This is a genomic window from Metabacillus schmidteae, assembly GCF_903166545.1.
Classification (GTDB): Bacteria; Bacillota; Bacilli; order Bacillales; family Bacillaceae; genus Metabacillus; species Metabacillus schmidteae.
The window spans coordinates 4,032,609-4,044,397 of sequence record NZ_CAESCH010000001.1 but is presented as its reverse complement, the minus strand read 5'-3'; the positions used below and the strand labels follow the sequence as shown (position 1 = coordinate 4,044,397).

Below are 11,789 nucleotides of genomic sequence, written 5' to 3'. Positions count from 1 at the left end.
ATAAAAATACAGATAAAGTGGCTCCCATTTAAAAAAATGCTACTTTATTATCACATAAAAAAGGAATTCGGGCAGTTCTGTCGAATAGTAAAATCGTTGAGGTGAACGTCATGAAGGTCCAAAAACAACAATATGTTACGATCAAAGGCACGAAAGATGGCTTAACGTTGCATCTCGATGATTCATGTTCTTTTGACCAATTGCTCCAAGAATTAGAGGAGATGCTATCTTTAAAACAGTATGTTCAACAGACTGGCCCTGTTATTGGAGTAAATGTCAAGGTTGGAAATCGTTTAATTAATACGAATCAGCGAGAAAAACTAGAATCAGTTATAAAACAAAAGCGCAATCTTTTAGTTGAATCCATAGAAAGCAATGTCATTACGAAGGACGAGGCATTAAGGCTAAAAAGAGAAACCGAAATTGTGTCAGTGACCAAAATAGTTCGTTCGGGGCAAATACTGAAAGTAAAAGGAGATTTACTGCTCATTGGTGATGTTAATCCAGGTGGAGAGGTAAGTGCTTCTGGAAATATCTTTGTTTTAGGTGCTTTAAAAGGAATTGCCCATGCCGGCAATGATGGAAATAACCTAGCAGTCATAGCAGCTTCTCTTTTGAAGCCATCACAACTGCGAATTGGGGAAATCATTAATCGTGCACCGGATCATATCCCTAATGAGGGGTCTGAGATGGAATGTGCTTATCTTAATGAAGATGAAGAAATGGTAATTGAGAGATTACAACAACTAACTCATCTACGACCAAATTTAACAAGGTTTGAAGGAGGAATCTAACAATGGGTGAAGCAATTGTCATTACCTCAGGTAAAGGTGGCGTTGGTAAAACAACGACATCAGCAAATATTGGGACAGCTTTAGCTATATTAGGCAAACGAGTTTGTCTAGTAGATACAGACATCGGTCTTCGAAACTTGGATGTCGTAATGGGACTCGAGAATCGTATTATCTATGATTTGGTTGATGTTGTAGAAGGTCGTTGTAAAATACATCAAGCTCTTGTCAAAGATAAACGTTTTGAAGATCTGTTATATTTATTGCCAGCTGCACAAACAAGTGATAAAACAGCTGTGAAGCCGGAACAAATGAAAAAATTAGTGAATGAGCTGAAACAAGATTACGATTATATCGTGATTGATTGTCCAGCAGGTATTGAACAAGGATACAAAAATGCAGTCGCAGGGGCAGATAAAGCAATCGTTGTGACTACACCAGAAATATCTGCAGTTCGTGATGCGGACCGGATCATCGGCTTATTAGAGCAGGAGAATATTGAGCCGCCGAAGTTAGTGATCAATCGTATTCGAAATCATCTTGTGAAAAACGGGGACATGCTGGATGTCGACGAAATTGTAACTCATTTATCAATTGATCTGATTGGAATCGTAGCAGATGACGATGATGTGATTAAAGCTTCAAATAATGGTGAGCCTATTGCGATGGACCCTAACAATCGTGCAGCGATTGCATACCGAAATATTGCAAGACGAATTTTAGGTGAATCTGTTCCATTACAATCGTTAGATGAACCAAATAAAGGAATGCTTGTTAAGTTAAAAAGATTTTTCGGTGTTCGTGTTTAAAACTTAATTTAATAGATAAATAGATTAAGGGCTAGTTTTCTTACTTTATCACAAATGAGTGGTATGGAGGAATTTCTAGTCTTTTTTTATTACCATTCTTTATTCACTTTTTTTCTCTGATTAAAAATGTTCATATTCCATAAGGACAAGGCATACACTTGTACAAACTTGCTAAAAGGATGGATGGGGATGAGTCATCGAGCGGATGAAGTAAAAAAAAGAATTGCAAAAAGAAAGAGAGATCGAGGATTTGCAGGTAGTCAAACCCACGAGACCTCACAAAGAACTTCGCTTTTTATGAGCGATGAAGAACGTTATGGCGGTGTATATTCACCACCTACCTATGAAGGTGGACCGGGAAATCATAAAGATGCCCATCCACTATTCCGGCCTGAAGTTTTTATATTCAAAATTTTATTTTCAGCGGTGCTAGTATTAGTCACAGCAATTGTTTTTAAAAATGGATCTCCGCTGTTTGATAAGGCAAAAGAAGTTGTCCAATACTCTCTTGAAGAAGAATTTCAATTTGCGACTGTATCTAAATGGTATCACGATCAGTTTGGTGAACCTTTAGCATTATTTAACAATGGTACATCAGACACTGAAAAATCAGGAAATGAAACACAAGTTTCACAGCTTGCTGTTCCAGCATCGGGGAAGGTATTAGAATCGTTTAAAGATAATGGCCAAGGTATTATGGTGGAAACGAATCAACCTTCAGTAGAAGCGATGAATGAAGGAATTATTATCGAGGCCGGTGAAAAAGAAGGAACAGGGCTTACGATTGTACTTCAACATGCTGATGGGACAAAGTCATGGTATGGAAACTTAGATAAAATTGATGTTCCCCTCTATGATTTCGTCGAGAAGGGAAAAGAATTAGGAAAAATCAAGCTTTCTGAAAATCAAAAGGGTACTTACTATTTCGCTATTAAAAAGGGCGATTCATTTATTGACCCAATACAGGTGATACGATTTGATTCATAAATACTTCTTACTTCTCAGTAAAGTTCATATACACCCTTTGTTATGGATTATGATTGCGATTAGTGTCATAACTGCTAATTTTAAACCATTATTCCTCTTAATGATCATTATTTTTGTACATGAAATGGGCCATGCAATCAGTGCTCATTTTTTTTCTTGGAGGATAAAGTCAATTATGCTGCTCCCATTTGGAGGTGTTGCTGAGGTTGATGAGCATGGAAATCGGTCGTTACGGGAAGAATGTATTGTTGTTCTTGCCGGGCCTATTCAGCATTTATGGCTTCAGGGAGTGGCTTTCCTTCTTTATACGACTCATCTTATTCATATAGATGATTATCAATTATTCACATTTTACAATCTATCTGTACTTTTGTTTAATTTATTACCTGTTTGGCCATTAGATGGTGGTAAGCTATTATTTATTATATTTTCAAAGCATTGGTCATACCAAAAAGCTCATTCATATATGATGATGACCTCCATCATCTTTTTAGTTTTTTACGTAATAGCTATACTCATATTGTCTCCTACCCACTTGAATATGTGGATTATCTCAACTTTCCTTATCTATAGCCTTTATCATGAACATAAAAATAGAATGTATAGTTGTTTGCGTTTTTTAATGGAGAGATATTACGGCAAACAAACCCAAATAAATCTAATTAAACCAATTGTCGTGGATGAATCCGAATTAATTTATCATGTACTTCTCCAATTTCAACGCGGCTGTAAGCATCTTATTATTGTTGAACGAAATGGAACAAAGGTCTCTGAGATGGATGAAAATGAACTATTACATGCATATTTTACAAATAAATTAACAGACTCTAAAGTTGGAGATCTTGTGTATGATTATTAATTTTTGATTTGGCTGTTTTCGCAAGGATTGTTGCTTTGATTACTTTTCGACTCTATAGTGGAGTGCAATGGAACGAACTATTAACTTAAATAAAAACAACAAAGTTTGCAAAACAGCCTAGAAAAGATGCTAGAATAAGCAACCTGTAGTAAAATGGTGAGAAAAGTCAAAGAAAGAGAGAGTTTAACAAGACGTGCGTAAAATTATTATAAATGAAAAAGCCAGAGAAGTTCGTTGTGCCATCTTTGAAGATGAACAGGTAGCAGAAATTCACCAATCTTATTCCTCTGAAGATGAAATTGTCGGCAATATCTATATTGGTCGAGTAAAAAAAGTATTACCCGGTATGCAGGCAGCCTTTGTTGATATTGGGTTATCACAAAATGGATATCTTCACCGAAACGATACCTTACGTTTTCAACTAGCAAATCAATCAGAATCAAATCAATCAATTTCACATTTTATAAAAGAAGGTGAAAGGGTTTTCGTTCAGGTTGTTAAAACGGGGACAGAACAAAAGGGACCAAAATTGACTATGAATCTTGAATTTGGTGGTCATTTACTTGTTTATATGCCTTATGGGAATTATCTGGCGGTTTCGAAAAAAGTGCAGGATGAGCAGGCAAGAAACCTTCTCTTTAACATAGCACAAACGTTTATACAGGATCAGGAAGGGATTCTTTTTCGCACTGCTGCTAAGGCGCGATCAAAGGAAGAACTGGAAAAAGAATATAATCAATTAAAGAAGAAATTTTTAGAGGTGATAAAACAAACAAACGATAAGCCGGTTTGTGTGTTTGAGTCGAAAAGCTTTATTGACCGAATCTTATCTGAGATTGTGGTAAAAGAAGAGGATCACATCATATGTGATCAAATAGAACGAGTTCAGCAGCTTAAATCACTTTTCCCGCAAACATCCATTCAATATTATGACCAAAAAGAGGGAATCTTCTCTGCATATAAAATAGAACAAGAAATAGAGAAAATACTTAAACCTTTAGTGTGGTTAAAAAACGGTGCATACATATTGATTGAACAAACCGAGGCAATGACGATTATTGACGTGAATACCGGAAAATTTTCCGGGAAATTATCGATGCGTGACACCGTTCTGAAAACGAACGAACTTGCTGCAATTGAAATTGCGAAACAAATTCGGTTAAGAAACCTTAGTGGAATCATCTTAATTGACTTTATTGATATGAAGCATAAACAAGATCAATTAAAGATTTTTGAGACAATGAAACGGGAAATGAACAGAGATCGAGTTCAGCATAAAGTCATCGGCTTTACAGAATTAAATATTTTACAAATAACGAGGAAAAAAATGCGAATGCCATTAGAAAGTAATGTGACCGATATGTGTAAAACATGCAGGGGTACAGGTCGCATTATTTCAGCTGACTCTGTTGCATATAAATTAGAGCGAGAATTATGGGAATATCAATATATGGATGAAGAAGCAATGTGGATTGAAGCAACAGGGGACGTAATCAACTTAGTGAAGGGAACAAATGATGAACATTTGAAAAGACTTGAGGATGTGTTGAGATATAAAATTTTTTTTACTGAGGTTGTCTCACAAGTCCCAACCTACCGTATAAAACAAATGGGTAAGGAACGATCAATAACGGAAAAGCAATCATCAGCTAGTTCTTGAAAACTATAAAAATTAGTTGCAAAATCAATGGGGATTTGTTAAGATGTAACATGTTATGACTTGTAGCGCACCCGTGCTACAACCGCTCAGATCAAGGTATTATAAGCAATGCTTAGCATTCACCTGATTTTGGCGAGTCTTAGTTTATAGGAGGTGCAAAGAATGTACGCAATTATCGAAACTGGTGGAAAACAAATCAAGGTTGAAGAAGGTCAAGTAATCTACGTTGAAAAACTAGGTGCTGATCAAGGTGAAACGGTAACGTTTGACAAAGTTTTATTTGTAGGTGGTGACAACGTTCAAGTTGGTAGCCCAACTGTGAGCGGTGCGACTGTTACAGCGAAAGTTGAAAAACAAGGTCGTCAAAAGAAAATCACTGTTTTCAAATATAAAGCAAAGAAAAACTACCGTAAAAAGCAAGGTCACCGTCAGCCATACACAAAAGTTGTGATTGATAAAATCAACGCGTAAGGCGATTTGATATGATAAATGCTAGAATTTATCGTTCAAATGAGGGACTTATCACATCGTTCACACTCTCTGGACATGCTGAATTCGATGAATACGGCAAAGATCTTGTTTGTGCTGGAGCTTCTGCTGTTACCTTTGGTGCTGTAAATGCAGTACTTTCCCTGACAAATATTGAACCACAAATTGATCAAGGTGGTGAAGGCGGGTTTTTACAAGTAAAACTCCCGTCAAAACTCGACCAATCAATAAGTGATAAAGTGCAATTATTGTTAGAGGGTATGGTGGTCTCCCTCCAAACAATTGAAAGAGATTATGGACAATATATCTCGGTATCAGATGAATAAGCAGGAGGTGAAACTTCATGTTAAGATTAGATCTTCAGTTCTTCGCATCTAAGAAGGGGGTAGGTTCGACTAAAAACGGTCGTGACTCTATCTCAAAACGTCTTGGTGCTAAGCGTGCAGATGGTCAATTAGTTACTGGTGGTTCAATTCTTTACCGTCAACGTGGTACAAAAATTTACCCAGGTGAAAACGTTGGCCGCGGCGGTGATGATACGCTATTTGCTAAAGTTGATGGTGTTGTTAAGTTCGAACGTTTCGGACGTGACCGCAAAAAAGTTAGCGTATATCCAGTAGCTCAAGAAGCATAAGCAGACGAAAAACTCTAGCCTAACACAAGGTTAGAGTTTTTTTAAAGGCTTCTTTTCGAGTTTTATGTGGCTAACTTCTAAATAGATTTTAGTAGATGAAGATAAACAAATTTCTACATACTGCTTCTATTTCTAATCTTCTATTAACTCCAGCTTGACCAAATGATATATAAACAATTCCATCATATTATTTCTAGCTATTATTAAAATGACATTTATGTAAATTAGAAAATACTTCTTATTTTCTAAAACAATGTTTGTTATAATTTTTAATACAGCCTAAAACGGTTTTAACTCCTTTATGAAAATAACCTAGTGGGAGAAAATGTATGAAAAACAAACAAAATGAAATAGATATAGTTAATCTTTTAAGTCATTCACGTCATGATTGGATGAACAAATTGCAATTAATTAAAGGAAATCTTTCCTTACAAAAATATGATCGTGTACAAGAGATTATTGAAGAGATTGTGATTGAAGCACAACAGGAGTCAAAACTGTGTAATTTACAACTGCCTCTTTTTGCTAGTTATCTAATGACCTTTAATTGGAGTAACCATCACTATTTATTGGAATACGAAGTCCTGGGAGAAACAAGAAATATTGCACAATGTGATGAACCAATCACTCAATGGAGTGAAAAGTTTTTGGATATACTAGATAGTGTTGTTGATAATACAGGAGAAAATCGCGTCTGTATTACATTACATACTGGACATACATCTGAAGAAACTGTGCGTTTCTTTTTTGATTTTGAAGGAATAATAAAAGATATAGAACAGATGACAGATTGGCTTAATAAAGTAGACCATAGTCCAATTTGTATTGAAGAAATTGATATTGATACATATCAAATTGCAGTGACAATTTCACTAGATGAAACAAGAATCTAAGGTAAAGAAAAGAATGTAATTATTTTCTTTAAATAGGTATTTGTATTTAGAACGGAGGAAGACAAATGTTTGTCGATCAGGTCAAGGTATATGTAAAAGGTGGCGACGGTGGAAATGGAATGGTTGCGTTCCGTCGTGAAAAGTATGTTCCTAAGGGAGGACCTGCCGGAGGTGACGGTGGGAACGGAGCGGACGTTGTATTTGAAGTAGAAGAAGGATTACGTACTTTAATGGACTTCCGCTACAAGCGTCATTTTAAAGCACCACGCGGGGAGCATGGGATGTCGAAAAATCAGCATGGAAAAAACTCCTCACCTATGATCGTAAAGGTTCCACCGGGGACAGTTGTGACAGATGAAGAAACAGGGCAGATTATTGCTGACTTAACAGAGCACGGACAGCAGGCTGTAATTGCCAAAGGTGGACGTGGCGGTCGTGGAAATTCACGTTTTGCTACCCCGGCAAACCCGGCTCCGGAGCTTTCAGAAAATGGTGAACCTGGAATAGAACGTAATGTAATTTTAGAATTAAAAGTTCTTGCAGATGTTGGATTGGTCGGCTTTCCGAGCGTTGGAAAATCTACCTTGTTATCAGTTGTATCTTCTGCAAAACCGAAAATTGCCGAGTATCACTTTACAACTCTTGTTCCGAACCTGGGAATGGTAGAAACAGAAGATGGCCGAAGCTTTGTCATGGCGGATTTACCTGGCTTAATCGAAGGTGCTCATCAAGGTGTTGGACTCGGTCATCAGTTTTTAAGACATATCGAACGCACGCGTGTTATTGTGCACGTGATAGATATGTCCGGTTTAGAGGGAAGAGATCCTTATGAAGACTATTTAACCATTAATGCAGAGCTTAAAGAGTATAATCTACGTTTAACAGAGAGACCACAAATCATTGTTGCAAATAAAATGGACATGCCGGATTCAGAGGAAAACCTTACTGAATTTAAGGGGAAGTTGAAAGAAGACGTACAAATCTTCCCGATTTCTGCTATTACAAGAGAAGGTGTTCGTGAGCTGCTCTATGCGGTAGCAGATGCTATTGAACAAACGCCGGAGTTTCCACTCTATGAAGAAGAAGCAACAGAAAACCGTGTTGTGTATGAATTCAAAAAAGAAGAACCGAATTTTGCGATTACTCGTGATAGTGAAGGTGCCTATGTATTAACAGGTGAGAAGATTGAGAAATTATTTAAAATGACAGACTTCTCACGTGAAGAGTCTGTTAGAAGATTCGCTAGACAGCTTCGCGGCTTAGGGGTTGATGAAGCACTTAGAGCACGTGGTGCAGAAGATGGGGATATCGTAAAATTATTGGATTATGAATTTGAATTTGTTGAATAACATAAAGAATGAGAAGAGGGCTGTATACGGCTCTCTTTTTATGTATTTTAGACAAAATAAATGTTTTTCTAGAAAAACAGAAGAAATTTAGCCAATATTGTGATAAATTATCTACATTGATGAAAAATGCGGGAGGGAAATCATGAAAGATGATACCTTTTATTTAGTGAGAGAAGATATACTTCCTGAAGCAATGAAAAAAACCCTAGAGGTAAAGAAATTAATTGAAAGAGGCAAGGTTGACTCTGTGGCAGAAGCAGTTCAGCGTGTAGATATGAGTCGCAGTGCTTTTTATAAATATCGTGATGCGGTCTTCCCTTTCCATACAATGGTAAAGGAAAAATTAATTACCCTTTTTTTTCATTTAGAAGATCGGAGTGGTACACTCTCACAATTGTTATCAGTCGTTGCAAATGCCGGCTGTAATGTATTAACGATTCATCAGACTATACCGATTCAGGGAAGAGCCAATGTAACATTATCTCTAAATACAAATGGAATGAATGAAGATATTAATCAATTAATGGCGAAATTAAAGCGTTTAGAGTTCGTCGAGAAGGTAGAGATATTAGGCCAAGGAGCATAAGGAGTTGAAGCTAGTTGTCAATTAGAGTAGGATTTTTAGGTCCACGAGCAACATTTACCCATTTAGCTGTGCAATCATATTTCGGTGAGGAAATTGAGCAGATTGCCTATTCAACCATTCCTCAGTGTATAGATGCTGTAGCAGATGGTGAGATTGATTTTGCGGTTGTCCCGACGGAAAATGCACTTGAGGGCTCTGTTAATTTAACGATCGATTATTTAATTCATGAGCAACCATTATATATTGTCGGTGAGATTGTATCACCAATTGAGCAACATTTTATGGTTCATCCAGCTAATAAAGAGGCATGGAAAAAGATTACTCGAGTGTACTCTCATTCCCATGCAATCGCACAATGTCATAAGTTTCTGCATCAAAGCTTTAAGGGGATAACATATGATTATGCAACAAGCACAGGGGCAGCAGCTCAATATGTAAAAAATCACCCTGAAGAATTAGTGGCAGCTATTGCCAATAAGTTAGCTGCAGAGGAGTATGGGTTAGAAATTGTACAAGCCAATATTCATGATTACCATTATAATCATACCCGCTTTGCGATCGTACATCCAACAATTGATGGGAAATGTCCAAGTAAAAAGCTTACAGCTGAAAAAGAGAAAACAACCCTTATGGTGACATTACCTTCTGATCAATCAGGTGCTCTTCATCAAGTACTATCAGCATTTACATGGCGAAAGTTGAACCTGTCGAAAATTGAATCACGACCTATGAAAACAGGTTTAGGGAATTATTTCTTTATTATAGATATTGATATGAAAGTTGATGAGGTTCTTATTCCCGGAGCGATTGCTGAGCTGGAGGCTTTAGGTTGCGGTGTTAAGTTATTAGGCACATACGAGGCTTATTTTATACGGCAGGGAATCGAAGAAGGTGTTTGATCTAAAAAAAGGCCGCACATTTATTGTACAATCAATAAATGTGCGGCCTTATCCCGTTGATATTCACTTAAACTAACTATCCTCTTCTTTTACCAAATAGCCCGCCTTTTCTAAATCCTGACAAGCACGGTTAAGCTTTTCAATGGAATCAGCCTGCAGTGTATGCAAATGCAGTCCTTCTGTTAACTGTGAAAGATAAGAGGCTTTGTTCTCGTTAATCTTCTTCATAAATTCCTCAACTTCATTGCGGTTCCCAACTCGAATAGAGGCTGTGAGGTCACCATAGACGGGGTGCTCAACGATTACATCTTTAACAAAAACTCCATGATCGACTGCGATCGTTAATTCTTCTTTTGTATCTTCCGGATTATGCTTACAAGCAATCAATCTTTCAAGCATTTGTTTATCATGTTGATTTTTTTCTAAATAGACATACCCTTGACTTGTTGCGATGATTGGATGATTTTTTGCTTTTAATAACGATATATCTTGCACAATAACCTGCCTGCTTACATTGGCAAATTGGGCAAGCTCACCGCCTGTTATTGGTTTAGTAGAGTTGATTAATTTGTCTAATAATAGATTTCTTCTTTCTTCTCCTAATAATTTCTCAGACTTCATTCTATCTTTCCTCTCATTTTCGAAAGTTTTCAACAATGTTGATCAGTACTTTACTCAATTTCTCTATATGTGTAGACGTTGTGTCCTTTCCTAATGAAATTCTAACATATTGTTTCGCCTGTTGTTCATTATAGCCGATTGCAAGTATTGATCGTGAAGGTGCCTGCATGCCAACTTGACATGCACTTCCTGTTGATATAGCCATACCGAAGCGATTTGCTTCCAACATAACGTACTGGCCCTCAATTCCTTTAAATAGCAAAGGAATAATATTGGGGAGTGTGTGTGGAAAACGAGTGTTAATAACACTTATTTTATCGTGATAAGGCGCCAGTAATTCAATAAGCTGATTTCTTAATGAAACAAAATGATCATACAGTAGTTTTTGCTCTAAAGAAATATCACTGGCAGCTGTTGCGAAAGCTGCTATAGCAGGAACATCCACCGTACCAGGCCGGAAGCCTGATTCATGGGTAGTTCCGGGAATTAAAGGGTGCCAAAGAACGGAAGGGTTAATATAAGCTGCTCCCACCCCTTTAGGGCCATATATCTTATGGCCTGAAATACTAATAGCATCAATATGCTTGGCATCGATAGGAATTTTGCCGAAAGTTTGGACACAATCACTGTGAAAAATGATCTTCTTTTCTCTTAACAATAAACTAATATCTTCGATAGGATTGATTGTACCGATTTCAGAATTTCCATGCTGAATGGAAACCAAGGCTGTATCTTTTTGTAATGCATGCTGGACCTGATCTGGTGTAATGACTCCTTGATGATTTGGATGTAAATACGTCACATGGTATCCCTTTAATTCAAGCATTTTAAAGAATGTATGAAGAGAAGAATGTTCAGTTGCTGTTGTAATGATGTGCTTATTATTCTGAATTCCATTTAATAAAGACTGAACAGCTACTATATTTGCTTCACTGCCACCACTAGTAAAATAAATTCCTTTTTCATACCCGTTAATGATGTTTGCAATGACTTTTCTGGAAGCAGTAAGAGTACGTGCTGAAATATCTCCTACATCGTGCAGGCTGCTGCTGTTGCCAAATGCATTTTTCGCTGCTTTCACATATATAGTAAGGGCATGTTCACTCATCGGTGTTGTGGCTGCGTAATCAAAGTAGATCAATATTTTCACTCCTAGTTTCTCTTAATCTTACAGGCTATTTAATAAAAACTCTTGTTATTATTTTAAATTTA

At 36.9% G+C, this 11,789-nt stretch carries 14 protein-coding genes and 1 other annotated feature; of the genes, 12 read left to right on the top strand and 2 right to left on the bottom strand.

What is annotated here, in order from left to right; genetic code table 11:
* The first annotated feature begins 110 nt into the window (after positions 1 to 110).
* From minC to pheA, 12 genes are all read left to right on the top strand, one after another.
* Entirely contained in the window at positions 111 to 794 is a 684-nt protein-coding gene (gene minC / locus HWV59_RS19875) for a septum site-determining protein MinC (RefSeq protein WP_102230808.1), read from the top strand.
* Positions 795 to 796: 2 nt separating this feature from the next.
* Positions 797 to 1,600 (top strand): septum site-determining protein MinD, encoded by an 804-nt coding sequence (gene minD / locus HWV59_RS19870; protein ID WP_102230809.1) that lies wholly within the window; start codon positions 797 to 799, stop codon positions 1,598 to 1,600.
* A 189-nt stretch (positions 1,601 to 1,789) separates the two neighbouring features.
* Entirely contained in the window at positions 1,790 to 2,587 is a 798-nt protein-coding gene (locus tag HWV59_RS19865; RefSeq protein WP_102230810.1) for a M23 family metallopeptidase, read from the top strand.
* Complete coding sequence (locus HWV59_RS19860) at positions 2,580 to 3,446, top strand: M50 family metallopeptidase (RefSeq protein WP_175640122.1); 867 nt, start codon at positions 2,580 to 2,582, stop codon at positions 3,444 to 3,446. The genes HWV59_RS19865 and HWV59_RS19860 overlap by 8 nt, the downstream gene beginning before the upstream one ends.
* Before the next feature lie 193 nt (positions 3,447 to 3,639).
* Positions 3,640 to 5,106, top strand: coding sequence for an Rne/Rng family ribonuclease (locus HWV59_RS19855; RefSeq protein WP_175639832.1), 1,467 nt, complete (start codon positions 3,640 to 3,642; stop codon positions 5,104 to 5,106).
* A gap of 70 nt (positions 5,107 to 5,176) precedes the next feature.
* Positions 5,177 to 5,256: a sequence feature (ribosomal protein L21 leader region), on the top strand.
* Positions 5,257 to 5,268: 12 nt separating this feature from the next.
* On the top strand, positions 5,269 to 5,577 hold the full coding sequence (gene rplU / locus HWV59_RS19850) for a 50S ribosomal protein L21 (protein WP_102230812.1): 309 nt from the start codon (positions 5,269 to 5,271) through the stop codon (positions 5,575 to 5,577).
* 11 nt (positions 5,578 to 5,588) lie between these two features.
* The gene (locus HWV59_RS19845; RefSeq protein WP_175639831.1) at positions 5,589 to 5,921 is read left to right on the top strand and encodes a ribosomal-processing cysteine protease Prp; all 333 of its coding nucleotides are present in this window, start codon (positions 5,589 to 5,591) and stop codon (positions 5,919 to 5,921) included.
* Positions 5,922 to 5,938: 17 nt separating this feature from the next.
* Positions 5,939 to 6,229 (top strand): 50S ribosomal protein L27, encoded by a 291-nt coding sequence (gene rpmA / locus HWV59_RS19840; protein ID WP_102230814.1) that lies wholly within the window; start codon positions 5,939 to 5,941, stop codon positions 6,227 to 6,229.
* 329 nt (positions 6,230 to 6,558) lie between these two features.
* Positions 6,559 to 7,122: a Spo0B C-terminal domain-containing protein gene (locus HWV59_RS19835; protein ID WP_175639830.1), complete on the top strand. Its 564-nt coding sequence runs from the start codon at positions 6,559 to 6,561 to the stop codon at positions 7,120 to 7,122.
* 65 nt (positions 7,123 to 7,187) lie between these two features.
* Positions 7,188 to 8,471 (top strand): GTPase ObgE, encoded by a 1,284-nt coding sequence (gene obgE, locus HWV59_RS19830; protein WP_102230816.1) that lies wholly within the window; start codon positions 7,188 to 7,190, stop codon positions 8,469 to 8,471.
* 142 nt (positions 8,472 to 8,613) lie between these two features.
* Positions 8,614 to 9,057, top strand: a complete 444-nt coding sequence (locus tag HWV59_RS19825) for an ACT domain-containing protein (protein ID WP_102230817.1) — start codon at positions 8,614 to 8,616, stop codon at positions 9,055 to 9,057.
* A gap of 20 nt (positions 9,058 to 9,077) precedes the next feature.
* Positions 9,078 to 9,956 carry a prephenate dehydratase gene (gene pheA / locus HWV59_RS19820; protein WP_175640121.1) on the top strand — a complete coding sequence of 293 codons (879 nt, stop codon included), beginning with the start codon at positions 9,078 to 9,080 and terminating at the stop codon, positions 9,954 to 9,956.
* A gap of 72 nt (positions 9,957 to 10,028) precedes the next feature.
* Here pheA and HWV59_RS19815 read toward each other — a convergent pair whose 3' ends face one another.
* Complete coding sequence (locus tag HWV59_RS19815; RefSeq protein WP_102230818.1) at positions 10,029 to 10,577, bottom strand: transcription repressor NadR; 549 nt, start codon at positions 10,575 to 10,577, stop codon at positions 10,029 to 10,031.
* Positions 10,578 to 10,590: 13 nt separating this feature from the next.
* Entirely contained in the window at positions 10,591 to 11,721 is a 1,131-nt protein-coding gene (locus HWV59_RS19810; RefSeq protein WP_407941644.1) for an IscS subfamily cysteine desulfurase, read from the bottom strand.
* Positions 11,722 to 11,789 lie beyond the last annotated feature (68 nt).

Excerpts from the sequence above, each read along its gene's own strand:
- obgE (WP_102230816.1), top strand. The coding sequence starts at position 7,188 with ATGTTTGTCGATCAGGTCAAGGTATATGTAAAAGGTGGCGACGGTGGA.
- HWV59_RS19815 (WP_102230818.1), bottom strand. The coding sequence starts at position 10,577 with ATGAAGTCTGAGAAATTATTAGGAGAAGAAAGAAGAAATCTATTATTA.
- rpmA (WP_102230814.1), top strand. The coding sequence starts at position 5,939 with ATGTTAAGATTAGATCTTCAGTTCTTCGCATCTAAGAAGGGGGTAGGT.
- HWV59_RS19825 (WP_102230817.1), top strand. The coding sequence starts at position 8,614 with ATGAAAGATGATACCTTTTATTTAGTGAGAGAAGATATACTTCCTGAA.
- HWV59_RS19835 (WP_175639830.1), top strand. The coding sequence starts at position 6,559 with ATGAAAAACAAACAAAATGAAATAGATATAGTTAATCTTTTAAGTCAT.
- minD (WP_102230809.1), top strand. The coding sequence starts at position 797 with ATGGGTGAAGCAATTGTCATTACCTCAGGTAAAGGTGGCGTTGGTAAA.
- minC (WP_102230808.1), top strand. The coding sequence starts at position 111 with ATGAAGGTCCAAAAACAACAATATGTTACGATCAAAGGCACGAAAGAT.
- HWV59_RS19865 (WP_102230810.1), top strand. The coding sequence starts at position 1,790 with ATGAGTCATCGAGCGGATGAAGTAAAAAAAAGAATTGCAAAAAGAAAG.
- rplU (WP_102230812.1), top strand. The coding sequence starts at position 5,269 with ATGTACGCAATTATCGAAACTGGTGGAAAACAAATCAAGGTTGAAGAA.
- HWV59_RS19845 (WP_175639831.1), top strand. The coding sequence starts at position 5,589 with ATGATAAATGCTAGAATTTATCGTTCAAATGAGGGACTTATCACATCG.